We start from the raw sequence: 23,290 nt of genomic DNA on the forward strand, positions 1-23,290 counted from the left end.
GGGTCGCGTCCGGCGGCTCAGCGTCCGCCGTTGTAGGGCCCGTACGGCCCGTCCGAGCTGGAGCCGCCGCGTCGCGGGCCGCGCCCGCCGCCGGTGACCTCCCGCAGCGCCGGCCGTACGTCGACGGTGTAGACGATCACCGCGATGACGCCGATGATCGGCAGGAACGACATGATCGGCAGAATGAACAGCAGCGCCGTGGCGAGGGCGAGGAAGATCAGCCACATGCCCTTGCTCTGCTTGCTCGCGGCGCGGTAGGCGTCCTCGCGGCGCACCGCCGCATCGATCAGCATCACGCCGGCATAGATGCCCAGGGCGAGCTGCACCCAGCTCAGAAGGTTCTGGAACCCGTAAATCAGCACGCCCTACACCGCCCGTTCGCCGGTCGTGTCGTCTTCGTCCGCCGCGGCCGTCCACCGGCCCGCCGCGGCCCCACCGTACCCGGACAACGGGCCGGGCACCTCAAGCGTGCCCGGCCCGGCCGGTGAATCCACGTCCCCGGTGAAGGGGGCGCCGGCTCACTTCGCGGACGGCGGGGTGCTCTTCTTCGCCGGCGCCGGCTTGCGCTGCGCCACCGGCTTCTGCTGCGCCACCGGCTTCTTCGGGGCGGCGGGCTTGGCCTGGGTCGTCGACGGGGTGGCCTTGGCCTCCGCCTTGGACCCGTTGGCGGTCTCGGTCTTCGCGCCGCTCTTGGCCGCCGGCTTCGGGGACGGCTCCGGCTCGATCGCCACCGCGAGCTCCTCGACCTGGTCGGCGGCCTCGCCGCGCCAGGTCGCCACCGCGCCGCGGCCGCGCTCGGCCAGCTCCTCGTAGCCCTCACGGGCCCGCACCGCGGTCTCGGCGACCCGGCCCACACCCTGCAGCGCGATCTCCTGCGCCTGGTCGCGGAACTTCTTGAAGTCGCCGTCGAGCGAGTCCAGCAGCTCGGCCAGCTTGTCCTGGGCGTCCTTGGCCTGCTTGGCGACCAGCGCCTGGACGTCCTTGGGGTCGGTGCTGCGCACGGACTCGAAGCGCTTGGGCGCCTCGGCCTTGAGCTTCTCGACCAGCTGCGGTACCTCGCCGAGCTTCTCGGCGGCCAGGTCGACCGTGCCGGCCAGGGCGTACAGCGGGGTCGCGTCGGTCAGGGCCTTGCGGAGGTCATCGGTGTTGATGGCCATGACGTTGTTCCTCCTGGAAACGAATTCGGTTGCTCAGGTGGCGTGCGGGCCGCCTTCGGCCTCTGTTCGGGTGTCCGTGCCGAGCCCGTCCCCGGACGCGCTCGCAGCGTCGTCCTTGCCGCCGCCGACCAGCCCGTTCTCCTTGCGGAAGGACTCGTAGATCTGCAGCAGGACCTGCTTTTGCCGCTCGTTCAGCGCGGGGTCGGTGAGTATCGCGGTCTGCACCTCGACCCCGTCCAGCCCGCGCCGCTCGTCCAGAATCCCGGCCTGGACGTACAGCGTCTCGGCGGATATCCGCAGCGCCTTGGCGAGCTGCTGCAGGATCTCCGCGCTCGGCTTGCGCAAGCCGCGCTCGATCTGGCTGAGATACGGATTGGACACCCCGGCGGCATCCGCGAGCTGCCGCAGACTCAGCTGCGCCGTGCGCCGCTGCTCCCGCAGGAACTCGCCGAGATTGCCGACGTTGAGTGATGCCATGACTCGATACTGCATCCTCGTGCTAACTATTGCAAGCAAGCCGCTAGCAAAAGTGGTCCGGGTGGGTGTTACTGAGCGCTTGAGTTGGCCTCTTAGTGGCTGAGTTGGCCCGTCTGAGTGCCATGGTTGGCCCGCGAGGGCTCAGCCGCGGGCGGCGGGCCTCCGGCATCGATCTCACGGGGTGAGGCATGGAACCTGCACGTGCAGGTTCCATGCCTTCTGCCGACTTCGGTGATCCGGCCTCCCGTGTCCACGCGCGACGCGATCGGCCATCTTGGGTGTCAGGTTGGTGGCGGGGTGCCGCTCACGACAGCCATCGCACTGGAGATACCCGGCGAATGTGGATGAGTACGTCGAATGCGTCGGCAAGGGAAGCGACGGCGAGGTGCTCGGCGGCGTCGCGTGAAGGGTCGTAGACGCCGCTGATGACGCGGGCCTTCGCCGGTCCGTCCCATTGGCGGCGTACGGCGTCGCGGCGCAGGTCCAGCCAGTGGGCGGGCAGGTCCACCTCGCCAAGCAGCGCGTCGATCAGATCCCCGGCCGGCTCCGGGACGGCGGCGACACCGAGATCTCCGTGGTGAAAGCCGATCGCCACGGAAACGTACCGCGCGCCGTAACGCTCGCGCAGCAGGCTGCCGACGCTGGGCTGCGGACCACGCTCAGGAGCCAGGCCCAGGACCGTCTCGGTTGCCGCCGTGTGAACGATGCCGTCCCAATAGACCACGCGCAGGCCGGTCCGACGCTGAGAGTCGCTGATGACATCCGCCCATACCTCGGCGTCGCCCGCGTAGTTGCCTCGCCCGGCGACGCTGCGTTCATGGAAGTCTGCGATCAGACGCATCCGCGCCAGGATGCCGTCGTCATGGTTGGTGTCGGGCAATGACCGGATCAGCGCGAGCGCGTCGCGGGCGTGGTCGGCGAACGGGCGTCCGGGGTGCATTCCCCGGGCGCGCTGCACGTGTTCGTCGGTGTGGTGAGCGGTCCGGATCGGATCCAGGTGGGATGCCACCTCCGCCAGCCGTTCCGGGGCCGACTCCCGGACGTGATTCAGGATGGCGTCGTAGTCCTCGGGCTGCGCCTGGGCGGGTTTCACACCGAAGATCCGTATGGGGTCGCTCGGGTGGTCCCGGTTGAACGCCCGGATCCACTCCAATGTCGCGACCATCTCGGCGGTGCGCCAGGGACGCCAGGCACCGTCGAGCGCGGATTGAGCCGAACCCTCACCGACGCGCACGTACTCGTCGAGGCCGGCGGCGACGCCGGCGCTGTCCTGTACGGCCAGCGCCCGAAACCCGTGGTCCTGGACCAGCCGGCGGAAGAGTTGGTCCCGCACACCGAAGGTTTCCCGGGAGAATCGCGTGGACTCCCCGATGCCGACGATCGTTGTCGCGACGGCGAGCTTCTCGGCCAGCTCATCGAGCGTGGCGTCGGACAGCGGGCCGACGTCGGCGTGCTGCGGACCGGACAACCCCATAGGTGGAGGGAAGGAACCCCGGGGAGCGGCGGTGTCATTTTCCATGCCTCCCAGACTCCTACCTAAAGTTCGGTTGAGGTCAAGGATGTTGGGCGGCTGGGCGTCCGGGTTGGCCTGCGGGGTATCGGCCGTCACGCCTGCCTGCCGGGCTTCGGGTGAAGTCGCACAGAGCGCTGTGCGGGCGGGCTCGAAGCCGAGCGAGCGCACCACATCCTGCAGGAGTGGGCTCGTCGCCGGAACTCCACACGGTTGCAGCTCACCCGCCCCGAACCGATGGGCCACTATGCCGATTTACGCGAATCGCGCACCGAGTATGCTCGGCAACTCGCCCGGGACATTGAGGCGGGGAAGGGACCCGCTCCGACCGGGCGGGCCGACCCCGACGCTCCGACGGGCCAACTCGGCCGCTAAGGGGCCAACTCAAGCGCTCAGTCTCAGTGGGGCCCTGGCGCAAAACCCCGGGGCGCACCCACGGCATGGGGAACCATGAGGCATGCGACCGGATGGCTGGCACCTCACCGAAGACGTCGACGACTTCCTCGCCCGAGCCGGAGACTTCCTGCGCTCACGGCCCGCACTGCACACGATGGCGCTGACGACGACCGAGAAGCTGCGCACGCGCGGGGCGGGCGCATACGGCGCCCGAGCCCCCGTCTTCGGCCGACTGGAGCGAGCGGGTACGGTCCGTGCCGCCTTCTCCCGCCTCCCGTCCCGCGGCCTGAGCCTGACTCCCCTCACCCCCGAGCGTGCCGACACCCTCGCCGCCCACCTGGCCGACCTCGGGCACCGGCTGCCCTACGTCAGCGCGGACCACGCCACCGCCACCGCCTTCGCCGAGGCATGGCGGCGGCACACGGGCGCGGCGCCGTCGCTCGGCAAGCGGATCCGCCTGTACCGTCTCGGCACGCTCGCCCCGCCGGAGCCGCGCCCAGAGGGCCGGGGTCGCGTCGCGGGCGAGCAGGACCACGATCAACTCGTGGGCTGGTGCGGCGAGTTCGTCGACACCGTCGGAGAAGTCCCCGCCGTGGACGCCGACTCCTGGGCCGACTCGCGCTTCGCCGACAAGCACTTCACGTTCTGGGAGACCCCGGACGGCACGCCCGTCTCCATGGCTGCCGTGACCTCGCTGATCGGCGGCATGGTCCGGGTGGACCCCGTCTACACCCCGGCCCACCTCCGGGGGCGCGGCTACGCGGGCGCCGTGACGGTCGAGGTGAGCGGGGCCGCACTGGCCGCGGGCGCCACGGACGTCGTGCTCTTCGCGGACCCCGCCAACCCCACCAGCAACGCCCTCTACCAGCGCATCGGATACGCCCCGGTCACCGAGTGGGCCGTGTACGACTTCGCATGTGCCGAGCAAGGTCGCACGACGAGTCGCTGTTGATGGTGATGCGGATGGCACGGGTAGCAAAGACCATGCAAGACGTCTGCTTTCAGGAGGTGGGCACTGTGACGGACAGTGCGGAGCAATCCGGTCTCGCCACCATGCGTCCCATGGTGCGGGAGGCGTACGGTCCGGCCGATCTGAGCGGGGAGCCGATCTTCGCCGGGGGGTTCATCAACTTCGGGTACTGGCGCGCCATCGACCTGGGCCTCCCGCTGGGCGAGGCGGAACGGGTCCGCAGTCAGGAGGACCTCTACCGGCATGTCCTGGACGCCGCCGGACTGCGGAAGGAGCCGACGGAACCGGCGGAGTCGAGGGAATCGACGGAAGCGAAGGGGCCGAAGGTCCTTGAAGTGGGTTGTGGGCTGGGCATGGGGTGCGCGGTGACCCTGCGGGAGTACGGCTCCGCTGCGGTGACCGGCATGGACATCCATCCGCAGCAACTGCGGCGGGCGCGTGACACGCACGCGGATCTGCTGCGGGACGAGCCGGAACGGTTGCGGTTCGTCCAGGGGGCCGCGGAGCGTATGCCTTGCGAGGACGGTGAGTTCGATGTGATCGTCAGCGTGGAGGCCGCTCAGCACTTCCCGGATCTCGGAGCCTTCGCCGCGGAGACCGCGCGGGTGCTGCGACCGGGCGGCCGGGTGGCTGCCGCCAGCTTCTTCACGGTGGACGACGCGCCCGGCCGGCCCGAGGAGCTCGCACGGCTGCTGGAGACGTTCGCGGACGGGCTGGACATCGCCTGGCCGGTGAACGTACTCACGGAGGCCTTCACGGCGTCCGGGCTGACGGACGTCCGCGTCGAATCGATCGGGCCGCACGTCTGGCGAGGGTGGGACCTCTGGCTCGGCCGGTGGTGGTCCCCGGAGACCTGGCCGCGGAACTTTCTGCGCGCCTACGAGGAGCGGGTCCTCGACTACTACGTCGTCACGGCGGTTCGGCCGGAGTGAGGCTCGCGGCACCGCCCGGTGGTCGGGCCGGACACCGGCGCCTCGGCGACAGCGACCGGCCGCGGTGGCCTGGATGTCGGCTGTCCGGCGGGGCTGTCCGTGGTCTGTAGGCGAGGTGTCGGTGCCCGCGGGGACCGTGGTGTCGAGCCGCCCGCGGAGCGGCCGCAGCCGCCTTCCACAGCAAGGGAGCCCCGTCACCCATGGTGTCCACGTCCTCCACCCCGCCCTGGGATGTCCAACGCCTGCCACGTGCCGACGGCGGCGTCTTCCTGGTCACCGGCGGCAACGCCGGCATCGGGTACTTCGTCGCGGAGCAGTTGTCCGCGACCGGAGCCACCGTCGCACTGGGCAGCCGGAATCCCGCCAAGGCCGAAGGTGCCATGGCCGCGATCCGTTCGAGGGTGCCCGGCGCGCGGGTGCGGGCGGTGCGGTGGGACCTCGCCGACCTCTCGTCGTTGAGAACGGCGGTGGAATCACTGGAGGTGGACCGCCTCGACGCGGTGGTCCACAACGCCGGCGTCGCACTCGACGACCCGCCGCGCCGGGAGACCGGGGACGGCCACGAGCTGATGTTCGGCACCAACCACCTCGGCCACTTCGCGCTGACCCGGTGGCTGCTGCCGCTGCTGTCGGCCGCACCGGCGGCCCGCATCGTGACCATGGGCAGCTTCGCGGCGAAGTCCGAACGGCTCGACCTCGACGACCTCCAGTCCCGGCAGGACTACCGGCCGCAGCGCGCCTACGGCCGCTCCAAGCTGGCGCAGATGTACTTCGGCCTCGAACTCGACCGCCGCCTACGGGCCGTCGACAGCACGGTGGCGAGCGTGGTGGTCCATCCCGGCGGCGCACTGGACTCCCTCACCCCGTCACGGCCGCCGGTCCACGTACGCACCACCGGTGCGCGGCTGGGCGGGGCGCCCGCCGCGCTCCTCGTCCAGGGCAAGCACGCCGGCGCCTGGCCCGCGGTCCGGGCGGTGCTCGACCCGGCCGTGCGCGGCGGGGAGTTGTGGGGACCGCGCGTCTTCGGCCTGCGCGGCAAGCCCCGACGGGAGGTGGTGTGGAGTCGTCTCGCCGACGCCTCCGTCGCGGCGCGGCTGTGGGCCGCGAGCTGCGACCTGACCGGCATCGACATCGACCTGGGCGCCGGTGGCGCGTGAAGCGGCATCCGGTCGCGGTCACCCCTCCTGGTCGGGGCGCTCTTCCCGCCGTGCCAGCGGGGTGCCCGCCCAGCCGTCTTCCAGCAGGGCGAACACCTCGCGCATGGTCCGGGCCGGGTCTTCGCCGGCGCGGGCGATGCCGGGGGCTTCCAGGGTGAAGCGCGCCAGGGCGGCGACGGCGGGGGAGTCGGGGGCGAGCCCGGTGGCCTCGGCGAGGACGGCGGCCAGCGCCTTCTCGTGGCGCGACCACATCCGCCGGGCGTAGTCCCGCAGCGCGGGGGTGGATTCGACGAGGACGAACGTCGGGTCGTCGGTCCGGACGGCGGTACGGGTGCGGACCATGTGGTCGCGCAGGGCGTGCAGTACGGACTGGCCGGGGGCTCGGTCGCGCACGGCGGCGACCAGGGCGCTCTCGACGTCCGCGTCCAGGTCGAAGACGAGTGCCTCCTTGCTGGGGAAGTGCTTGAAGAGCGTGCTCAGCGAGACGTCGGCCGCCTCCGCCACCTCGCGTACGCCGACCTCGTCGAAGCCGCGCTCGGTGAACAGCCGCACCGCGGCATCCGACAGTGCCTGCCTGGTCTGGGCCTTTTTGCGCTCGCGGCGTCCTGTCGTCGTCTCGGCCATGCCCTCACCCTACCCCGCTTGACGGGATTCGATCGCAAAGGCGATCAGCTGGAAAATCGAAGCGGTTGTACTTTTGAAGCGGCTGTGTTTCTGTGAGGGAGTGCACCCGACCGGTACTCGGCTGCCGGCTCCCGGGGCGCGTCCGCACCGCGAAACGACTGCTCGGCACCCGCTTCATCGACCCTCTCTTCGTCAGCACTCTCCCCATCGGCGCCCCCTCCATCGGCGCCCTCTTCCTCCGCAGAACGGAGCGTGACTCTCATGTCCCCCACCCCTCGCCTCGCGATCGTCGGCGCCGGCCTCGGCGGCCTCGTCTGCGCACGCGTCCTGCAGCGGCACGGCGTACCGGTCACGGTCTTCGAGCGGGAGGCCGACCCCCGCTCCCGCTCGCAGGGCGGCACCCTCGACATCCACGAGGACACCGGCCAGGTCGCCCTGCGCGCGGCCGGACTGTTCGACGAGTTCCTCGCCCTGTCCCGGCCCGAGAGTCAGGAGTGGCGCCTGTACGACCGCCACGCGACCCTGATACGCCACGACCGGGCCGGCGAGGGCGATCTGAGCCGGCCCGAGATCGACCGCGGCCAGCTGCGCACCCTCCTGCTGGACTCCCTCGCCCCCGGCACGGTCCGCTGGGGCCACTCCGTAAGGGCCGCCACCCCGCTACCGAACGGGGCCGCCCGGCTGCACCACCACGACCGCACCACCGAGGACTTCGACCTGGTCGTCGGCGCCGACGGCGCCTGGTCCCGGGTGCGCCCCGCGCTCTCCGACGCCCAACCCTCCTACGCCGGCGTCACGATGGTGGAGACCCACTTCGACGACGTCGACCACCGCCACCCCGGCATCGCCCACCTGGTCGGCCGCGGCACCATGTCCGCCAAGGCGGGCCGCCGCAGCCTGGTGATGCAGCGCAACAGCGACGGACATGTGCGCGTCTACATCACCTTCCGCGGCCCCCGGGACTGGCACGCCGGCCTCGACCTCGCGGACACCGAAGCCGTACGCGCCCGCCTCCTCGCCCAGTACCGGGGCTGGCACGGGAGCCTGCTGGCGATCCTGCGCGACAACGAGGGCGGTTTCCTCAACCGGCCGATGTTCGTCCTTCCCGTTCCCCACACCTGGCGGCGCGTCCCCGGCATCACCCTGCTCGGCGATGCCGCCCACCTGATGCCGCCCGTCGGCGTCGGCGCCAACCTCGCCCTGCTCGACGGCGCCGAACTCGCCCGGGCCGTCATCGGCCACCCCGCCGTCGACGCGGCACTCGACGCCTACGAGGGCGTCATGCTGCCCCGCGCCGTCGACCACGCGAAGACCGCCCGGCAGATGCTCACCACCCTCATGCCCGACGACGACTCCGACGCCGCAGCCTTCCCCGACACCCTCTGGCCGACGGACGCCCTCGCCGACTCCCGTACCGCGCGGAGCAGTTGAGCCCGGCCGGTGTGCCTCCCCATCGGGCCGGGTGGTGAAGTGAATCACACCGGCGGGCTGTCACGGTTCGCCGGTGCGGGGTGTCTCGATGGGCGTCCGAGGAGAGGAGCCGGGTGTGATGCCGGGGTACCAACGCATGCTGGGGGCGGGCCATGCCTGACGACGCCTTCACCGAACACCGTCCGCTGCTGTTCACCATCGCCTACGAGATGCTGGGCAGCGCCGCCGACGCCGAGGACGTGCTGCAGGAGAGCTATCTGCGGTGGAGCGCGGTCGATCCGGCCACGGTCGAGCATCCGCGCGCCTACCTGGTCCGCGTGGTGACCCGGCAGGCCCTCAACCACCTGCGTACGGTCCGGGCGCGGCGCGAGGACTACGTCGGCCCGTGGCTGCCCGAGCCGATCCGTACCGCGCCGGACGTGAGCGACGACACGATCCTGGCCGAGTCGGTGTCGATGGCCATGATGCTCGTCCTGGAGACGCTGAACCCGACCGAACGCGCGGTCTTCGTGCTGCACGAGGTGTTCGGCTACACCCACGGCGAGATCGCCGCCTCCGTCGGCAAGACCGAGGCCGCCGTCCGGCAGATCGCCCACCGCGCACGCCGGCACGTCCACGCGCGGCGCCGCCGCTTCGAGCCGGACTCCGACGCCGCCCGAGAGGTCGTCCAGCGGTTCCTGCTCGCGGCGACGACCGGCGAGGTCCAGGCGCTGATGGACCTGTTGGCCCCCGACGTCGTGCAGATCTCCGACGGCGGCGGGAAGGTGGTCGCCGCCCGCCGCCCGATCACCGGCCGTGCCGAGGTCGCCCGGTTCGTCCTCGGCGTGCTGCGCACCACCACCACGGCGACCCGCATCGAGCACGCCACCTACAACGGCATGCCCGCGGCCCGGTTCGTCACCGACGGCGAACTCGACTGGCTGGTCGCGTTCGAGATCCACGACGGACGGATCACCGGCCTCTACGGCATTCGCAACCCGGACAAGCTGCACCGCGCCGAGGCGGTGCTCCCACTCGACAGAGGAGGCCACCAGCCGTGGAAACCATGATCGTCGAGCGCGTCATCGACGCCCCGATCGAGGACGTCTTCGCCTGGCTCACCACGACCACCAACTACACGGACTCGCCGCTGATCCTGCGCTGCCGTCTGAGCCGACACGGGGAGTCCGCGCCCTACGGGGTCGGCGCGGTGCGCAACCACCTCTGGCTGATCGGCTGGTTCCGGGAACGCATCACCCGGTACGACCCGCCGTACGCCACCGAGTACGTCGTCGAACGCAGCCTGCCGCCGTCCCGGCACGAACTCGGCCGGATGACGTTCACCGAAGTCGACGGCGGCACCCACGTCTGCTGGACCACTCGTGCGGAGATCCCGGTCCCCTTGGTCGGCGCCTTCCTCACCCGGCGCCTCGCGCGGCCGATCATCACCCGCACCTTCCGCAACATCCTCGACACCGCCGACGCGGCACTGGCCCGGCACCCCGGCCGGAGGCGAGTCTGACGGCGCGTACGGCGCCCGGCGCGGTTCCATGCGGACGGGGGGAGGTGAGCGCCGCTCCTGTGCTATGTCATGCGCTATGTCATGGGGTTCCCGGTGACGGCTCCTGCCGCCGGTCCGGGCGGGTCCCGATGACGATCGTGGCGTACAGCTCGTCGGAGGTCTCCACCCGGGCGAGCAACCCGTTGCGGGTGAACGCCTCGACGGCCCGCGGCGCCTGACGCTCGCTCGTCTCGACCAGCAGATGGCCGCCCGGCGCCAGCCACCGCGGGGCGGTCGCGGTCACCCGCCGCAGCACGTCGAGCCCGTCCGCACCGCCGTCGAGCGCCACCAGCGGCTCGTGATCGCGCGCCTCCGGGGGCAGCAGCCCGACCTCGTCGGACGGCACGTAGGGGACGTTGGCCACCAGGATGTCGATACGCCCCCGCAGGGCGGCGGGCAGCGGGTCGAAGAGATCGCCCTGGTAGACCGCACCCCCCGTGGCGGCGACGTTGCGGCGGGCGCAGCGCACCGCCGCGGGCTCGATGTCGGCCGCGTACAGCTCGACCCGCTCCAGGTCGGCGGCCAGCGCGGCGCCCACCGCCCCGGAGCCGCAGCACAGGTCGACGGCGACGGTGGGCCGCCGGGTGCGCTTGGCGGCCCGGCGCCCGAGGTCCACGGCCCGGCCCACGAGGAATTCGGTGCGGCGGCGCGGCACGAAGACACCGGGGTCGACGGCGACCCGCAGGCCGCGGAACTCCGCCCAGCCGACGACGTGTTCAAGGGGCAGGCCGATGACTCGCTGCTCCACCATGACGGCGAGTTCGTCCGGCGTACGCGCCGCGGAGACGAGCAGCTCCGCCTCGTCCTCGGCGAAGACACAGCCGGCGGCACGCAGCCTGGCGACGACGGTGGGGCGGGGGAGCGGTGCGCAGGGCCCGAGCGCGAGAGGTGACGACTGTTCGGGTAGCGACTTCTGAGATGACGACATGTGAGCCTTTCGGGGCGCCGAGGGCGCTTACCGGGTCACGTGTGCCGGACGGTCACCTGCATCGGGTGGGCCGTACGGGCGTGAGACGGAAGCGCGCCTGCCTGGTCTGGCGGGGTATCGGTCTCACCTCCTCGGTCGGTCCACTGCTGGCAGGCAACAGTACCTGACCTGGGGCGGGGCGCACATGAGGGGGCGGGTGGGGTCGGGGCGAGTGGGGATCGAGGGGCGGGGACGGGGGACGGGTCGGGGCGGTACTGGGAGCGCGAGGGCGGCGGAGGCACAGTGCGCGGAGCATTGCCGGAAAGTACTTGTCAGATTGGAAAGTTCTTGTCACGATGAATGCATGAGGCTGGCTGCGAAGGCCGGCGGGGAGATGAAGCGGAAGAAGCAGAAGAAGCACCGGATCGTCAGGGGGGACTGACACCATGTCGGAGTACGCATCGGCTTCTGGGGCGCCATCCGCGGCGCAGGACGCGGCGGCCGCACTGGCCCGAGCGCAGGAGTTGCGCTCGACGGTCAAGGACGGCACGAAGTGGTACGTCCGCTATCAAGTGATCTACGGCTGCGCCTCCGCGGTCCTCGTACTCGCCATAGGGCTGTTGAGCCGGCCCTACGGTGTGGCGCTCGGCATCGGCTTCTGGTGCGCTGTAGTCGCGGGCCTGTCGGTGTATGCGGCCCGGCAGCGCGTCGCCAGGCTCGGGTTCGGCCGACGGCATAGCGGCCTGATCATCGCGTGGGCGCTGCTGTACGGCGCGGTGCTGGTACCTGGCATGATCTGGTTTCAGGACGCGGCGGCGTGGTGGGTGTCCGGCGCACTGGTGGTTGCCCTTCCCGGGTTGATAGGCGGCTATTTGGAGGCTCGGCGGTGACCGACCCGCACCAAGGGACCCATCCGCGCCACGGGCTCGACGAGGTCATGCACGCGCCGGTCCGCTTCTCCATCGTGGCGACGCTGGCGGCAGCGGAGAAGGCCGAGTTCGCCTTCGTCCGCGACACCGTGGAGGTGAGCGACTCGGTGCTGTCGCGCCAGGTCGCCACTCTGGAGAAGGCCGGCTATGTCGCCGTCACCAAGGGCTACGTCGGCAAGCGCCCACGCACCTGGCTCGCCCTGACACCCGCCGGCCGCGCCACCTTCACCGCCCACTGCCAGGCCCTGCGGGCCATAGCGCGGGACGCCGGCTGACAGCGACCTGCAATCCAGGCGTCGTTGACTTCGAGTGCGCTCCAATGAATACCGTCCTGAAGGGATGCCGGGACAGGCCCGGCCCAGGAGGTAGCAGCAGCATGACCACGACCAACATTCCTTCGCGCAAGCTCGGTGACCTGGTGGTTTCCGCGCAGGGGCTCGGCTGCATGGGGATGAGCCACGGCTACGGCGAATCGGACGACGAGCAGTCGATCGCGACCATCAACCGTGCGCTCGACCTCGGCGTCAGCCTGCTGGACACCTCCGATTTCTACGGTGCGGGGCACAACGAAGAGCTGATCGGCCGAGCCATCGCGGGGCGGCGCGACGAGGCGGTGCTGGCGACGAAGTTCGGGTTCGCCAACAGGCTCGGCGAGCCGACCGCGATCCGGGGTGACGCCGCCTTCGTACGGCAGGCCTGCGATGCGTCGCTGCGCCGACTCGGCGTCGACCACATCGACCTCTACTACCAGCACCGCGTCGACCCCCGCACCCCGATCGAGGAGACCGTCGGTGCGATGGCCGAGCTCGTCGCGGCCGGCAAGGTGCGGCACCTCGGACTGTCCGAGGCGGGCGTGGAGACGTTGCGGCGGGCGCATGCGGTGCATCCGATCGCCGCGCTGCAGAGCGAGTGGTCGCTGTGGACCCGTGATCTGGAGCAGGAGATCGCGCCGGTGTGCCGTGAACTCGGCATCGGTCTGGTGCCGTTCTCGCCGCTCGGCCGGGGCTTCCTGACCGGGCAGTACACCTCGGTGCAGGGGCTGGCGGAGTCCGACGTCCGCCGGACCCAGCCTCGCTTCGCCGACGGCAATCTCGAACAGAACCTGGCCATCGTCGGCAAGCTGAACGAACTCGCCGCCGAGAAGGGCATCAGTGCCGGACAACTCGCGCTGGCCTGGGTCCAGTACCGCGGGGACGATGTCGTGCCGATCCCCGGCACGCGCCGGCAGAAGTACCTGGAGGAGAACCTCGGCGCACTCGCCGTCGAACTGTCCCCCGCCGAGATCGCCGCCATCGACGCCGCGGCCCCGGCGGCCCGAATAGCCGGGACCCGTTACGACGAGGTGAGCATGACGTTCGTCGACGGCTGACGGCTGACGGCTGACGGCTGACGGCTGACGGCTGACGGCTGACGGCTGACGGCTGACGGCTGACGGCTCCGAGGGGGAGGCGGGGTGGGGGAGGGGAGGGGCGGGGCCCCCGGGGGAGTCCGGTGAGAAGGCCGAGTGGCGGGCTCGCGCAGGGCCTGGTCCGCGCCCGCCGCCTCGGCGGCACAGGATGCGGGGATCCGTCTTCGCTCCCTAGACTTTGTGCAGCGCGACAACGCCGGTGGTGACGGCTGCACGGGCAGGGGCCGCCGCCCGTACGGAAGGACGGCGCGCCATGGACTGGAAGCTCGAACTGGTGCCGATCCCGGTGTCCGATGTGGACCGGGCGAAGCGCTTCTACGGCGAGCAGCTGGGCTTCGCCGTGGACCACGACATGTGCGTCGGCGACGGCGAGGTGCGCATCGTGCAGCTGACGCCGCCGGGGTCGGGCTGCTCGATCGTCATCGGGAGCGGCGCCGGCGTCACACGGGTGCAGCCCGGTGCGGTACAGGGGCTGCAGCTCGTCGTCTCCGATATCGCCGCGGCCCGTGCGCAGCTGGTCGAGCGGGGGGTCCCGGTCAGTCCCGTGCAGCACGTCGAGGACGGGGCGATGGCCGATGGCCCCGGCGGTGCCTGGAACTCGTTCGTCTACTTCAACGACCCGGACGGAAACGGCTGGGCACTGCAGGAGCGCCCCGAGGACGACTGAGGGGAACTGAGGGGGCCTGAGAGAGGGATCGCGGGGCCCGGGGGGCCGGGGGGGGGAGAGGCCGAGGCGCCCCTTCTCCGCGGCGGGCCGGTGGCTTGCCCGCCCCGGTCGGCGCTGCCGGGGGCGAGTCGGAGGCCGGCGTTCTCTCCTAGGGTCTGGTGGATGACGACCCCTCAGGAAGACTTTCTGCGGACCTTTCATGCCGCTCGTCCGGCGGTGACCGTGCGGGCGATGGCTCACGGGCGGGCCGAGGACGGCCGGTCGAGTTACGAGATCCTGCGGGACCGGGTGGCGGCGTGCCGGCGGGTACTGGACCTGGGCTGCGGCGACGGGCTGCTGCTGGAACTCCTTGCCGCGCGCGATCCGGGCCCCGGCCGGGCGGTGCCCGAGCTGGCGGGGCTCGATCTGTCCCCGGAGGAACTGGCGCTCGCGCGTCGGCGCCCGGGCCTCGATCGGGCCGATCTGCGCGTCGGGCGCGCACAGCGACTTCCGTTCCCGAATGGCCGGTTCGACGGCTGTGTGTCCCATATGGCGCTGATGCTGATGAGCGATATGGAACGGGTCGCGGCCGAGGTGGCGCGGGTGCTGGCGCCTGGGGGAACGCTGGCCGTCGTCCTGGGGGGCGGTGCCGCCGGCGGGGAGGCGTACGAGAGGTTTCTGCGGCTGGCGAAGCCGCTGTTCGAGGCGGCGCCCGAGGCGGAGCGGATTCCGCAGCTCGGGGACCGGCGGATCCGGACCCGCGAGGGGTTCGACGCGGTGTTCGGCCCGGCCGGATTCGGCCCCGCCGAGTGGGAGACCGTACGGATCGATCTGACCGGGCCGCCGGAGCGGATCTGGGCGACCGTGGGCGGCATCTACGATCTCGGGCCGCTCGATCCCGCGGTCACGGCGGAGCTACGGGGACGATTCGAGGCGGAGGCGGCGGCGTCCGCACTGCCGGACGGGCGTGTCCCGTGCGCGATGCGGGTGCATATCGGCCGGCGCCTCGTTGAGCCGGGCGCCGGCTGGCGGGCGACGACAGTGCTGGCGGGCGGGCGACGACGGTGTCGGCGGGGGGCGAAGTGATGACGGCACCGGTGGGAAGGGCGATGGGTTCCGGCGAGCGAGACGACGACGATGCCGGCGAGCGCATGCGCGACGGCACCGTCGGGGGTGGGGCGTTCCGGTCTCGTTCACCGGTCCAGATCCCGGTCCCGGCCGCGTTCACAGGGCCTGGGCGGCCATCCACTCCGGGTCGGGTTCGATGAGCTGCAGCACCTCGATCAGGGTGCCCTCGGGGCCCCAGACGTTGAAGCGGCGCTGGCCCCACGGCTCGTCGCGTACCGGTTCGGCGATCGATACGCCCTTGGCGCGCAGTGCGGCCTCCTCGGCTGCGGCGTCCTCCACGAGGAAGGCGACCACTATGCCGCCGGTGGCCTGGGTGCGAAAGCCCTCGGGCATGCACTCATGGCCGCGCTGGACGAAGTCCAGGGTGAATTCGGGGTGTTGGGGGTGCTGGAGGGTGGCGTACCAGTCCAGTTCCGCCAGCGGGCGGAAGCCGAAGTGGTCGGCGTAGAAGCGGGTGCTGGCGGCGACGTCGTCGGTGAGCAGGGCGGTTCCGAGCTTGGCGAAGCGCATGGTGGTCCTCTCTGTTCGCGGCCGGTCGATCCGGCCGCGGCAACAACTCCAGTTGTAGTACTCTGGATGTAGTGGTTGCAAGTTGTTTTCTGAAAATGTTCGGAAGGAGTGCGGGCGGCATGGTGCGAGGTGGGCGACATGGTGCGTAATCCGGAGCGGCGGGCGGCGCTGGTGGATGCCGCGATCGAGGTGCTGGCGCGGGAGGGTGCCCGCGGACTGACCTTCCGGGCCGTCGACGGGGAAGCGGGCGTGCCCAAGGGCACCGCCTCCAACTACTTCGCCAACAGGGACGACCTGCTGGGCCAGGTCACCGGGCAGATTCACCAGCGCATCGCGCCCGACCCGGACGAGGTCGCCGAGGTGATGGCGGCGCCGCCGAGTCGGGCGCTGGTCGTCGAGCTGATGGAGTGGATCAACCGCCGGGTGGCCGAGAACCGCACCGGCTATCTGGCGATGCTGGAGTTGCGTCTGGAGGCGACCCGGCGCCCCGAACTGCACGTGGAGCTGAACCGGGTGTTCCGGGCGACGCTCGATGAAAACGTCCGCTTCCATCTGGAGAACGGGCTGCCGGGGGACCGTGCCGCCGTGCTGCTGATGTATCTCGCGATGACCGGGCTGATGCTGGAGCAGCTCACGCTGCCGGGGGTGGTCCCGGTCGAGGAGACCGACGGCCTGATCTCGGCGCTCGTCGATCGCGCGATCGGCCCGCAGGGCGGTGCGAGCCGGGAGGTCTCCCCGTAGGGGTTCTCCCTGTGGGGGGCGTTCCTGTAGGGGTTCTCCCCGTGAGGGTGTCGCCCCTCGCCGACATCGCGGGGCGGTGCGGCTAGGCGCCGTACGGGCGGGTCGTACGGGCCTCGCGGAGGGCCACGGCCCACCAGGTCAGCTGGTGGAGCAGGGCGTCGGCGGCCTGCGCGACGGGGGTCGGGTCGTGCAGCCGGCCGGCGTCGTCGAAGAGGTTGCCGGCGAACGGGAGGCTCACCGTCTCGCGCACCGTCGTGGCATGCAACTCGGCGAAGACCAGCCGCAGTTGCTCGACGGCGCGGAGGCCGCCGGAGATCCCGCCGTACGAGACGAAGCCGACCGGCTTGGCCTGCCACTGGGGATGCAGCAGGTCGATGGCGTGCTTGAGCGGGGCCGGGAAGGAGTGGTTGTACTCGGGAGTGATCACGACGAAGGCGTCCGCCTCGTCGATGCGCTTGGCGTACGACTCGAACTCCTCGCTGCCGTGGCGGAGTTCGTACGGGCGGATGGTGTCCAGATCGACGACGTCCACGTCGATGTGGGTGTGGCTCTCGGCGTGCCGGGTGAACCAGTTCGCGATGACGGGCGCGAACCGGCGCTCCCGGGTGCTGGCGATGATCACTGCGAGGCGGTAGCGGTGCTCGGACATGTGTGGTCCTTCGTGGCGTGGCGGGTGGGTCGGCGGACGGCGGTGTCGCCGTCGTCGGGACCCGACGCTAGGACCTCAAGCAAGCTTGAGGTCAAGCGCCACGAAAACCCTGTTCAGCCGCCATGAAGGGCGCCGTTCGCCCGTTGCCGCAGGTGTCGTTTACCTGCGGTCATGGGCGCGACTCACCACCGTCACGGACGTGGTTCACCCGCCGTCACGGGCGCCGCCCGGCGGTTCATTCCGCCCCGAACACCTTCAGCAGCTCCGTCTTCTGGAACATCCGGGCCGTCTCGATCGCCGAGGGCGCGCCCGCCGACGGGTCCGCCCCATGCGCGATCAGCACCTTGACGACCTCGTCCTCGCCCTTGAAGACCGCTCCGGCGAGCGGGGTCTGGCCGCGGTCGTTGGGGCGGTCGACGTCGGCGCCGCGCTGCAACAGGGCCTCGGCGGTGGCGGCATGGCCGTGGTAGGCGGCCAGCATCACCAGGGAGTCGCCCCTGTCGTTCGTCAGGTTGGCGGGGACGCCCGCGTCCACGTACGCGGCGACGGTGTCGGTGTCACCGTGCCGTGCCAGGTCGAAGACCTTCGCCGCGAGCTGCAGTACCTCGGGGTCGTGCGCGTGCTCGATCGCCTCGGGTCCCTGCGGCTCGGGATTCGCGTCGCTCATGGTCGCCGGCCTCCTGCTGTGGTGGATGGTGCGTGCGTGCACTGTCATCGCCACTTTATGCAGGCCATGGCTGTCGCGGCAGCGGTCGCGGGGCCGATGGTGGCCGGGAGTTGCCCGTCTGAGGGCGGCTCCCGGCCATGTTGGCCCCGAGAGCCCTACGGGCTGGGCGAACAGATCCCGTAGGGGGCGCGAGGGCCCCCTGCGGGGCCACAACGTGGTGGGTGCGGGCGGTATTCCGGCCCGGCCGGCAACCCAGCCCGGCCGGCAACAGGTCCACCCGGCGAACCCGGTCCAGCCGGCACCCCGGTCCGGGCGGACGCCGGCACCCCGGTCCGGGCGGACGCCCGCACCCCGGTCCGGGCGTCCGCCTCAGAGCGCCGCCGCACCCTCAGAGCGCCGCCGCACCCCTCAGAACGCCGCCCGGATCTCCCCCACCCGGACGCCGCCGCCCAGCAGTGGTGCGTCCTCCAGGCGGGACAGTACGGGGGAGTCGACGCCCATCTGGCGCAGGGTGCGGGCCAGGATCGGGCCGAGGGTGCGGGTGGCGCCGTCGTCGATCTTGAAGGCCACCGCGCGGCCGTCCGGGAGGGCCAGCGCCTGCACGGCCTCGGCCCCCATCTTCGACAGGGTGCCGGGCAGCGCCTGCATCAGCCAGGTGTCGGGGCGGCGGGTGCCGGCGACGTACTCCGGGTGGGCGCGCATCGCGTCCGCCACCCGCCGCTCCGGGGTGCCCGGCTCGGCCAGTACGAAGTGCCGGAAGGCGCGGGCCAGGCCGATCAGGGAGAGCGAGAGCAGCGGCGCCCCGCAGCCGTCGGTGCCGATGTGGGCGACGTCCTCGCCGCTGGCGCTGCGCACGCCCTCGGCCACCAGCTGCTGCAGCGGGTGGTCCTGGTCGAGGTACGAGTCCAGCGGCCAGCCGTTGAGCGCGGCGGCGGCGAGCATCGCGGTGTGCTTGCCGGAGCAGTTCATGGCGAGGGGGTCGCGGACCCGGCCCGACGCGAGGTACGCCTCCGCCTCCGCCGGGTCCAGCGGCAGGTCCGGCGGGGTCTGCAGATTGTCGGGGGTCAGGCCGTGCTCGGCCAGCATCGTGCGGACGAGATCGAGGTGGAATGCCTCGCCTGAGTGGCTCGCGGCGGCCAGCGCCAGCCGCTCGTCGGACAGCTCCAGGCCCGCCCGCAGCACCGCGGCCGCCTGCATCGGCTTGTTCGACGAACGCGGGAAGACCGGGGCGGCCACATCGCCCAGCGCCGTCTCCACGCTGCCGTCGGCCGCGAGCACCACCAGCGAGCCGCGGTGCCGGCCCTCGACGAAACCGGAGCGCACGACCTCGGCGAGGACGGGGGAAACCGGAGAGGCCGGGGAAGCCGGAGACGGCACGGAAGCGGCGGCTGCCGGCGCCGGCGCGGGGATCGGGGTGGGCGAGGACGAGGTCATCGGCGGCCTTCCGGGGTGGCGGAGTGACCTTCTGGCCCGGAGGCTTGTGGCCCGTTCAGGACAGCAGGTCGTCTACTTGTGCTTCGCCTTCACGGTACCTGCGGGCGATTTCCGCGCTGCACTCGTCGGTGGTCCGCTGCAGGGACTGACGGCGCTGCGAGACCTGCCGCTCGTGGCGGATCAGCCGGCCCATCGCGTCGTGCAGTTCCTGGTCCGTACGCGCGGTGAGATCGGACAGTTCCACATCGCCCAGCATCTCGTCGGCCAGCCTGCGGTACTCCTCGCTGTGCGGGGTGCCCAGCGTCACATGCCGCGCCGAGGAGCGGTGCCGGGACGGCAGGTCCGTCAGGATCTCCGGCAGCCGGTCGAGCAGCGGTGAGTGCTGCGCGGTACGGCGGGCGATCTCGGCCCGCAGGATGTCGATCCGCCCCTGCAGCAGCCGCCGCAGATAGCTCAGATCGGCCTCCTCCTGCTGCGAGTCGCGCCGCACCACCCGCAGCTCGGGCAGCCCCAGGCCGGAGAGGTCGGGAATGTCGGCCGGGCGGCAGTGGTCGCGCTGCTGCGGGGGGCGGGGGTGCTGCGCCTGGCCTGCCTGGAGCATGGGGCCGTCCTCGGTGCCGGCGGGCTCGACCCGAGCCGCTGCCGTGGTCGTAGTGGTGGTGGGTGCGGTGGTGGCCGGTGCGGTGGTGGTGCTCGTCGTGGAGGCGGCCGGCGGCGCCGGCGGGACCGGGACCGTGGGTCCGGGGTCTGGTGTGGGGGAGGCCGGTGGTGTCCGTCCGGTCGGTGTCGTACGGGCGGTTGGTACGGGCCCGGGTGTCTGTCCGGCGCCGAGAGTGCTCATGAATCGTTCCGTCCCCTCGTCCGGTGCCGCGTCCAGGGCATGTTGTCCATGAAACGCACCACGTGCACGCATCGTGCCACTCTGGGCGGTCCTTCTGCAGGGCCATGGCACCCGAACGGCCCCCGTAGTGGCACGGCTGTCCGAAGCGCTCCGCCTGCCCGGCATCATGGCGGGTATGCGAGCTGTGGTGCAGAGAGTTGACGGCGCACGCGTCGAGGTGGCGGGCGAGACGGTCGGGGAGATCGTGGGGGAGGGCCTGTGCGTGCTGGTGGGCGTGACCCACGACGACACCCCCCAGAAGGCGGCGCAGCTCGCCCGGAAGCTGTGGTCGGTGCGGATGCTGCAGGGCGAGAAGTCCTGCTCGGACACTTCGGCGCCGCTGCTGGTGATCAGCCAGTTCACTCTCTACGGTGACGCCCGCAAGGGCCGTCGCCCCACCTGGAACGCCGCGGCGCCGGGGCCGGTCGCCGAGCCGCTGGTCGACGAGGTCGTCGCCCAGCTGCGGGGGCTGGGCGCCCGGGTGGAGACCGGCCGCTTCGGTGCGCAGATGAAGGTGTCGCTGACGAACGACGGGCCGTTCACGGTGCTGGTGGAGGTCTAGGGCTCGTCCCCGTGGAGGTCCAGGCCTCGTCCCCTAGGGGGCGGCCGCTTCTTTCCCGGCTCGGCCTACGGGGGCTGCTCCCAGGAGCAGCCCCCGCCCTGTCCCAGGCCCCCTACGGCTCCACCACGACCTCCTGCGCCGCCGCCGTGGTCCCCGCCATCAGCTCGGCGTCGACCGGGACGTTCCGCTTGACCAGGGCCAGGGCGATCGGGCCCAGCTCGTGGTGGCGGGCCGAGGTCGTGAGGAAGCCGAGCTGGCGGCCCTCGGGGCCGTCCGCGGCCAGGCGTACGGGGGTGCCGTGCGGCGGCAGATGCACCTCGCTGCCGTCCAGGTGCAAGAAGACCAGCCGGCGCGGCGGCTTGCCCAGGTTGTGGACCCGGGCGACGGTCTCCTGGCCGCGGTAGCAGCCCTTCTGGAGGTGGACGGCGGTGCCGATCCAGCCCAGTTCGTGCGGGATGGTGCGGTGGTCGGTCTCCAGGCCCAGGCGCGGGCGGTGCGCCTCGACCCGCAGTGCCTCCAGCGCCAGCACGCCGACCGCCGGGCCGTCCGCGGCCGCGGCGAAGGACTCCAGGTGCTCGCGCGGCAGGAACAGGTCGCGGCCGTGCGCGGTCTCGCGTACGACGGCGTCCGCGGGCGTCTCGGTGATGGAGCCGGCCGGCAGATGCACCACGGCGATCTCGGCGGTGCGGTCGGCGACCTCGACCCGGTAGAAGAACTTCATGCTCTCCAGGTAGGCGATCAGCGCCTCCTGCCGGCCCGGCTCGGTGTGCAGCCAGGTCGTCCCGCCGTCGTCGACGAGGTACACGGCGTGCTCGATATGGCCGTGCGCGGAGAGGACCAGTGCCTCGGTGGCCTGGCCGGGCGGGAGTTCGCTGACGTGCTGGGTGAGCAGCAGATGCAGCCAGGTCAGCCGTTCGGGGCCGGTGACGGTGACCACGCCGCGGTGCGAGAGGTCCACGAGGCCGGAGCCGTCGGCGAGGGCACGCTGTTCGCGGAACAGGTCGCCGTAGTGCGCGGCGACGCCTTCGTCGGGCGCCTCGGCGGGGACGGCGCCGGGCAGCGACAGCAGGGGGCTGGCAGGTGATTGTCGCAGCATGGGGCCAGCCTACGACTCGCCGGCGACTGCCTCAGCCGTCGCCCTCCTCGGAAGCGGTGCGGCAGTTGGCGCAACGCCCGAAGATCGCGAAGTGCTTCATGTCCGTCTCGAAGTCGAACTGTTCGCGCAGCGTCGCGGTGAACGGCTCGGCCACCGACAGATCCGCCTCGATGACGTCCGTGCAGTCCCGGCACACCAGATGGATGTGGTGGTGGCGGTCGGCGAGGTGGTACGTCGGTGCCCCGTGCCCGAGGTGGGCGTGGCTGACCAGGCCGAGCTCCTCAAGGAGCTCCAGGGTCCGGTAGACGGTGGAGATGTTCACCCCGCCCGCCGTCTTGCGCACCTCGGTGAGGATGTCGTCCGGGGTGGCGTGCTCCAGTCTGTCCACAGCCTCCAGCACGAGCTGCCGCTGCGGGGTCAGGCGGTAGCCGCGCCTGCGGAGGTCGCTCTGCCAGTCGGTGGTCACCACACGGCCAGTCTAGGAGGCCGAGGGGCGGGTGCGTACGCCCGCCGCGTCAGCCGGTCGTCCGTACACCGCGCAGATAGCGGGCGAGCGCGCCGACCGCGGCCGGGTTGCGGGGGCTTTCGACCAGATCGGCGTAGTCCATGACGTAGATCCGGTCGTTCTTCACGGCCGAGACGTTCGCCAGCGGCGGGTAGGACTTCAAGAACGCCTTCTTCTGCGCGCCGGTGGGGGTGCCGTAGTCGTTGACGACGATGACGTCGGGGTCGCGGGCCACGACGGTCTCCCAGCCCACGGTCGTCCAGGAGTCCTTGAGGTCCTTCATCACATGGTCGCCGCCGGCCTTGGTGATGATGTCGTGCGGGCCGGCGTACCTGCCCGCGGTCAGCGGCTTGTCGCGGCCGTCGTCGTAGAGGAAGACGGAGGGGCGGCGGGCGGGCGCGGGTGCCTTGGCGGCGGCCTCGGCGACCTGCTGGCGGTACTTCTTCACCAGGGCGGCGGCCCGGTCCTCGACGTGGAAGATCTTCCCGAGGTTCTCCAGGTCGGCGTAGAGCGCCTCCAGGGGCGGCAGCACACCGCGGGAGCCGCCGGAGGCGCCGTTGCGGCAGGACTCGGTGAGCACATAGCTGCCGATGCCGAGCTTCTTCAGGGACGCCGGGGTGAGGTTGGTGTCCTCGCCGAAGCCGTAGTTCCAGCCCGCGAAGACCAGGTCGGCCCGGGCGTCCAGCGCGATCTCCTTGGTGATCGCCTTCTTGGACAGCCAGGGGACCTGGTCGTAGGCGTCCTTCCAGGCCACCGCGTCGATCCTGCCCCGGTAGGCGGGCATGACGTAGCCGGCCATGTGGTCCTGAAGGCCGAGCGCGAACATGATGTCGGCGATCCCGACGTCGTTGGTGACCACGCGCCGGGGCGCCTGGCGGTAGGTCGTGGGCACACCGCAGTTCTCGACGGTGACCGGGTAGTGGCCGTCGGCGGACCTGCCGGCGGCGCGGTCCGGGGCGACCTCGGCCCCGCAGCCGGTCAGGGCGAGGGCGAGGACGGCGAGCAGGGCGGCCGGGCGGTGGATGCGCATGGTG

The 23,290-nt window shown here is 71.6% G+C and carries 27 protein-coding genes; 13 read left to right on the forward strand and 14 right to left on the reverse strand.

The window, feature by feature from the left end; all coding sequences use genetic code 11:
- Positions 1–17: 17 nt before the first annotated feature.
- From WAB15_RS24055 to WAB15_RS24070, 4 genes are all read right to left on the reverse strand, one after another.
- A complete protein-coding gene (locus WAB15_RS24055) occupies positions 18–362 on the reverse strand; it encodes a DUF2516 family protein (RefSeq protein WP_399148740.1) in 345 nt (114 codons plus the stop codon).
- Positions 363–518: 156 nt separating this feature from the next.
- The gene (locus tag WAB15_RS24060) at positions 519–1,157 is read right to left on the reverse strand and encodes a hypothetical protein (RefSeq protein ID WP_399148739.1); all 639 of its coding nucleotides are present in this window, start codon (positions 1,155–1,157) and stop codon (positions 519–521) included.
- 33 nt (positions 1,158–1,190) lie between these two features.
- On the reverse strand, positions 1,191–1,634 hold the full coding sequence (locus tag WAB15_RS24065; protein ID WP_399148738.1) for a helix-turn-helix domain-containing protein: 444 nt from the start codon (positions 1,632–1,634) through the stop codon (positions 1,191–1,193).
- 304 nt (positions 1,635–1,938) lie between these two features.
- Complete coding sequence (locus WAB15_RS24070; RefSeq protein WP_407287507.1) at positions 1,939–3,153, reverse strand: erythromycin esterase family protein; 1,215 nt, start codon at positions 3,151–3,153, stop codon at positions 1,939–1,941.
- 448 nt (positions 3,154–3,601) lie between these two features.
- On the opposite strand from WAB15_RS24070, the gene WAB15_RS24075 reads away from it, so the two are divergent.
- The 3 genes from WAB15_RS24075 (at position 3,602) to WAB15_RS24085 (ending at position 6,599) form a co-directional block, all read left to right on the forward strand.
- Complete coding sequence (locus WAB15_RS24075; RefSeq protein ID WP_407287508.1) at positions 3,602–4,492, forward strand: GNAT family N-acetyltransferase; 891 nt, start codon at positions 3,602–3,604, stop codon at positions 4,490–4,492.
- A 65-nt stretch (positions 4,493–4,557) separates the two neighbouring features.
- Positions 4,558–5,442 (forward strand): class I SAM-dependent methyltransferase, encoded by an 885-nt coding sequence (locus WAB15_RS24080; protein ID WP_407287509.1) that lies wholly within the window; start codon positions 4,558–4,560, stop codon positions 5,440–5,442.
- A 200-nt stretch (positions 5,443–5,642) separates the two neighbouring features.
- Entirely contained in the window at positions 5,643–6,599 is a 957-nt protein-coding gene (locus WAB15_RS24085) for an SDR family NAD(P)-dependent oxidoreductase (RefSeq protein WP_407287510.1), read from the forward strand.
- 18 nt (positions 6,600–6,617) lie between these two features.
- On the opposite strand, the gene WAB15_RS24090 is transcribed toward WAB15_RS24085, so the two are convergent.
- Complete coding sequence (locus WAB15_RS24090) at positions 6,618–7,223, reverse strand: TetR/AcrR family transcriptional regulator (protein ID WP_407287511.1); 606 nt, start codon at positions 7,221–7,223, stop codon at positions 6,618–6,620.
- A 261-nt stretch (positions 7,224–7,484) separates the two neighbouring features.
- Here WAB15_RS24090 and WAB15_RS24095 point away from each other — a divergent pair, with 261 nt between their 5' ends.
- From WAB15_RS24095 to WAB15_RS24105, 3 genes are all read left to right on the forward strand, one after another.
- Entirely contained in the window at positions 7,485–8,654 is a 1,170-nt protein-coding gene (locus tag WAB15_RS24095) for an FAD-dependent oxidoreductase (RefSeq protein WP_399148721.1), read from the forward strand.
- Positions 8,655–8,806: 152 nt separating this feature from the next.
- Complete coding sequence (locus tag WAB15_RS24100) at positions 8,807–9,703, forward strand: RNA polymerase sigma-70 factor (protein ID WP_407287512.1); 897 nt, start codon at positions 8,807–8,809, stop codon at positions 9,701–9,703.
- A complete protein-coding gene (locus tag WAB15_RS24105) occupies positions 9,691–10,155 on the forward strand; it encodes an SRPBCC family protein (protein ID WP_407287513.1) in 465 nt (154 codons plus the stop codon). The genes WAB15_RS24100 and WAB15_RS24105 overlap by 13 nt, the downstream gene beginning before the upstream one ends.
- A 79-nt stretch (positions 10,156–10,234) precedes the next feature.
- Here the strand turns inward: WAB15_RS24105 and WAB15_RS24110 are convergent, their stop codons facing one another.
- Positions 10,235–11,122 (reverse strand): putative protein N(5)-glutamine methyltransferase, encoded by an 888-nt coding sequence (locus WAB15_RS24110; protein WP_407287514.1) that lies wholly within the window; start codon positions 11,120–11,122, stop codon positions 10,235–10,237.
- Between the two features lie 425 nt (positions 11,123–11,547).
- Between WAB15_RS24110 and WAB15_RS24115 the strand changes: the two genes are divergently transcribed.
- From WAB15_RS24115 to WAB15_RS24135, 5 genes are all read left to right on the forward strand, one after another.
- Entirely contained in the window at positions 11,548–11,991 is a 444-nt protein-coding gene (locus WAB15_RS24115) for a hypothetical protein (protein WP_399148717.1), read from the forward strand.
- Positions 11,988–12,305 (forward strand): winged helix-turn-helix domain-containing protein, encoded by a 318-nt coding sequence (locus tag WAB15_RS24120; RefSeq protein WP_399148716.1) that lies wholly within the window; start codon positions 11,988–11,990, stop codon positions 12,303–12,305. The genes WAB15_RS24115 and WAB15_RS24120 overlap by 4 nt, the downstream gene beginning before the upstream one ends.
- A 101-nt stretch (positions 12,306–12,406) precedes the next feature.
- Positions 12,407–13,399, forward strand: a complete 993-nt coding sequence (locus WAB15_RS24125) for an aldo/keto reductase (RefSeq protein ID WP_407287515.1) — start codon at positions 12,407–12,409, stop codon at positions 13,397–13,399.
- Between the two features lie 292 nt (positions 13,400–13,691).
- Positions 13,692–14,105 carry a VOC family protein gene (locus WAB15_RS24130; protein WP_399148714.1) on the forward strand — a complete coding sequence of 138 codons (414 nt, stop codon included), beginning with the start codon at positions 13,692–13,694 and terminating at the stop codon, positions 14,103–14,105.
- Between the two features lie 162 nt (positions 14,106–14,267).
- Complete coding sequence (locus WAB15_RS24135) at positions 14,268–15,170, forward strand: class I SAM-dependent methyltransferase (RefSeq protein ID WP_407287516.1); 903 nt, start codon at positions 14,268–14,270, stop codon at positions 15,168–15,170.
- A gap of 138 nt (positions 15,171–15,308) precedes the next feature.
- Here the strand turns inward: WAB15_RS24135 and WAB15_RS24140 are convergent, their stop codons facing one another.
- On the reverse strand, positions 15,309–15,722 hold the full coding sequence (locus WAB15_RS24140) for a VOC family protein (RefSeq protein ID WP_399148712.1): 414 nt from the start codon (positions 15,720–15,722) through the stop codon (positions 15,309–15,311).
- A gap of 138 nt (positions 15,723–15,860) precedes the next feature.
- On the opposite strand from WAB15_RS24140, the gene WAB15_RS24145 reads away from it, so the two are divergent.
- Entirely contained in the window at positions 15,861–16,463 is a 603-nt protein-coding gene (locus tag WAB15_RS24145; protein ID WP_407287517.1) for a TetR/AcrR family transcriptional regulator, read from the forward strand.
- 82 nt (positions 16,464–16,545) lie between these two features.
- On the opposite strand, the gene WAB15_RS24150 is transcribed toward WAB15_RS24145, so the two are convergent.
- The 4 genes from WAB15_RS24150 to WAB15_RS24165 form a co-directional block, all read right to left on the reverse strand.
- Entirely contained in the window at positions 16,546–17,112 is a 567-nt protein-coding gene (locus tag WAB15_RS24150; protein WP_407287518.1) for an NADPH-dependent FMN reductase, read from the reverse strand.
- A gap of 235 nt (positions 17,113–17,347) precedes the next feature.
- On the reverse strand, positions 17,348–17,779 hold the full coding sequence (locus WAB15_RS24155) for an ankyrin repeat domain-containing protein (RefSeq protein ID WP_399148709.1): 432 nt from the start codon (positions 17,777–17,779) through the stop codon (positions 17,348–17,350).
- Positions 17,780–18,187: 408 nt separating this feature from the next.
- Positions 18,188–19,213: an asparaginase gene (locus WAB15_RS24160; RefSeq protein ID WP_407287519.1), complete on the reverse strand. Its 1,026-nt coding sequence runs from the start codon at positions 19,211–19,213 to the stop codon at positions 18,188–18,190.
- Between the two features lie 55 nt (positions 19,214–19,268).
- Positions 19,269–20,054 (reverse strand): ABC transporter substrate-binding protein, encoded by a 786-nt coding sequence (locus WAB15_RS24165; protein WP_399148707.1) that lies wholly within the window; start codon positions 20,052–20,054, stop codon positions 19,269–19,271.
- 175 nt (positions 20,055–20,229) lie between these two features.
- On the opposite strand from WAB15_RS24165, the gene dtd reads away from it, so the two are divergent.
- Positions 20,230–20,655, forward strand: coding sequence for a D-aminoacyl-tRNA deacylase (dtd, locus tag WAB15_RS24170; RefSeq protein WP_399148706.1), 426 nt, complete (start codon positions 20,230–20,232; stop codon positions 20,653–20,655).
- 112 nt (positions 20,656–20,767) lie between these two features.
- On the opposite strand, the gene WAB15_RS24175 is transcribed toward dtd, so the two are convergent.
- Genes WAB15_RS24175 through WAB15_RS24185 form a run of 3 tightly spaced genes read right to left on the reverse strand, consistent with a single transcriptional unit; the run spans position 20,768 to position 23,286 of the window.
- Positions 20,768–21,751, reverse strand: coding sequence for a YgfZ/GcvT domain-containing protein (locus WAB15_RS24175; RefSeq protein WP_407287520.1), 984 nt, complete (start codon positions 21,749–21,751; stop codon positions 20,768–20,770).
- A 31-nt stretch (positions 21,752–21,782) separates the two neighbouring features.
- On the reverse strand, positions 21,783–22,220 hold the full coding sequence (locus WAB15_RS24180; RefSeq protein WP_399148704.1) for a Fur family transcriptional regulator: 438 nt from the start codon (positions 22,218–22,220) through the stop codon (positions 21,783–21,785).
- A 46-nt stretch (positions 22,221–22,266) separates the two neighbouring features.
- Positions 22,267–23,286, reverse strand: a complete 1,020-nt coding sequence (locus tag WAB15_RS24185; protein WP_407287521.1) for an ABC transporter substrate-binding protein — start codon at positions 23,284–23,286, stop codon at positions 22,267–22,269.
- Between the last annotated feature and the right edge of the window lie 4 nt (positions 23,287–23,290).

Source organism: Streptomyces sirii (assembly GCF_045690365.1).
GTDB lineage: Bacteria > Actinomycetota > Actinomycetes > Streptomycetales > Streptomycetaceae > Streptomyces > Streptomyces sirii.

Bases quoted from the DNA above. Each gene is read 5' to 3' on its own strand.
- WAB15_RS24060 (WP_399148739.1), bottom strand. From the start codon at position 1,157: ATGGCCATCAACACCGATGACCTCCGCAAGGCCCTGACCGACGCGACC.
- WAB15_RS24065 (WP_399148738.1), bottom strand. From the start codon at position 1,634: ATGGCATCACTCAACGTCGGCAATCTCGGCGAGTTCCTGCGGGAGCAG.
- WAB15_RS24070 (WP_407287507.1), bottom strand. From the start codon at position 3,153: ATGGAAAATGACACCGCCGCTCCCCGGGGTTCCTTCCCTCCACCTATG.
- WAB15_RS24075 (WP_407287508.1), top strand. From the start codon at position 3,602: ATGCGACCGGATGGCTGGCACCTCACCGAAGACGTCGACGACTTCCTC.
- WAB15_RS24085 (WP_407287510.1), top strand. From the start codon at position 5,643: ATGGTGTCCACGTCCTCCACCCCGCCCTGGGATGTCCAACGCCTGCCA.
- WAB15_RS24090 (WP_407287511.1), bottom strand. From the start codon at position 7,223: ATGGCCGAGACGACGACAGGACGCCGCGAGCGCAAAAAGGCCCAGACC.
- WAB15_RS24095 (WP_399148721.1), top strand. From the start codon at position 7,485: ATGTCCCCCACCCCTCGCCTCGCGATCGTCGGCGCCGGCCTCGGCGGC.
- WAB15_RS24100 (WP_407287512.1), top strand. From the start codon at position 8,807: ATGCCTGACGACGCCTTCACCGAACACCGTCCGCTGCTGTTCACCATC.
- WAB15_RS24110 (WP_407287514.1), bottom strand. From the start codon at position 11,122: ATGTCGTCATCTCAGAAGTCGCTACCCGAACAGTCGTCACCTCTCGCG.
- WAB15_RS24115 (WP_399148717.1), top strand. From the start codon at position 11,548: ATGTCGGAGTACGCATCGGCTTCTGGGGCGCCATCCGCGGCGCAGGAC.
- WAB15_RS24125 (WP_407287515.1), top strand. From the start codon at position 12,407: ATGACCACGACCAACATTCCTTCGCGCAAGCTCGGTGACCTGGTGGTT.
- WAB15_RS24130 (WP_399148714.1), top strand. From the start codon at position 13,692: ATGGACTGGAAGCTCGAACTGGTGCCGATCCCGGTGTCCGATGTGGAC.
- WAB15_RS24135 (WP_407287516.1), top strand. From the start codon at position 14,268: ATGACGACCCCTCAGGAAGACTTTCTGCGGACCTTTCATGCCGCTCGT.
- WAB15_RS24140 (WP_399148712.1), bottom strand. From the start codon at position 15,722: ATGCGCTTCGCCAAGCTCGGAACCGCCCTGCTCACCGACGACGTCGCC.
- WAB15_RS24145 (WP_407287517.1), top strand. From the start codon at position 15,861: ATGGTGCGTAATCCGGAGCGGCGGGCGGCGCTGGTGGATGCCGCGATC.
- WAB15_RS24150 (WP_407287518.1), bottom strand. From the start codon at position 17,112: ATGTCCGAGCACCGCTACCGCCTCGCAGTGATCATCGCCAGCACCCGG.
- WAB15_RS24155 (WP_399148709.1), bottom strand. From the start codon at position 17,779: ATGAGCGACGCGAATCCCGAGCCGCAGGGACCCGAGGCGATCGAGCAC.
- WAB15_RS24160 (WP_407287519.1), bottom strand. From the start codon at position 19,213: ATGACCTCGTCCTCGCCCACCCCGATCCCCGCGCCGGCGCCGGCAGCC.
- WAB15_RS24165 (WP_399148707.1), bottom strand. From the start codon at position 20,054: ATGAGCACTCTCGGCGCCGGACAGACACCCGGGCCCGTACCAACCGCC.
- dtd (WP_399148706.1), top strand. From the start codon at position 20,230: ATGCGAGCTGTGGTGCAGAGAGTTGACGGCGCACGCGTCGAGGTGGCG.
- WAB15_RS24175 (WP_407287520.1), bottom strand. From the start codon at position 21,751: ATGCTGCGACAATCACCTGCCAGCCCCCTGCTGTCGCTGCCCGGCGCC.
- WAB15_RS24185 (WP_407287521.1), bottom strand. From the start codon at position 23,286: ATGCGCATCCACCGCCCGGCCGCCCTGCTCGCCGTCCTCGCCCTCGCC.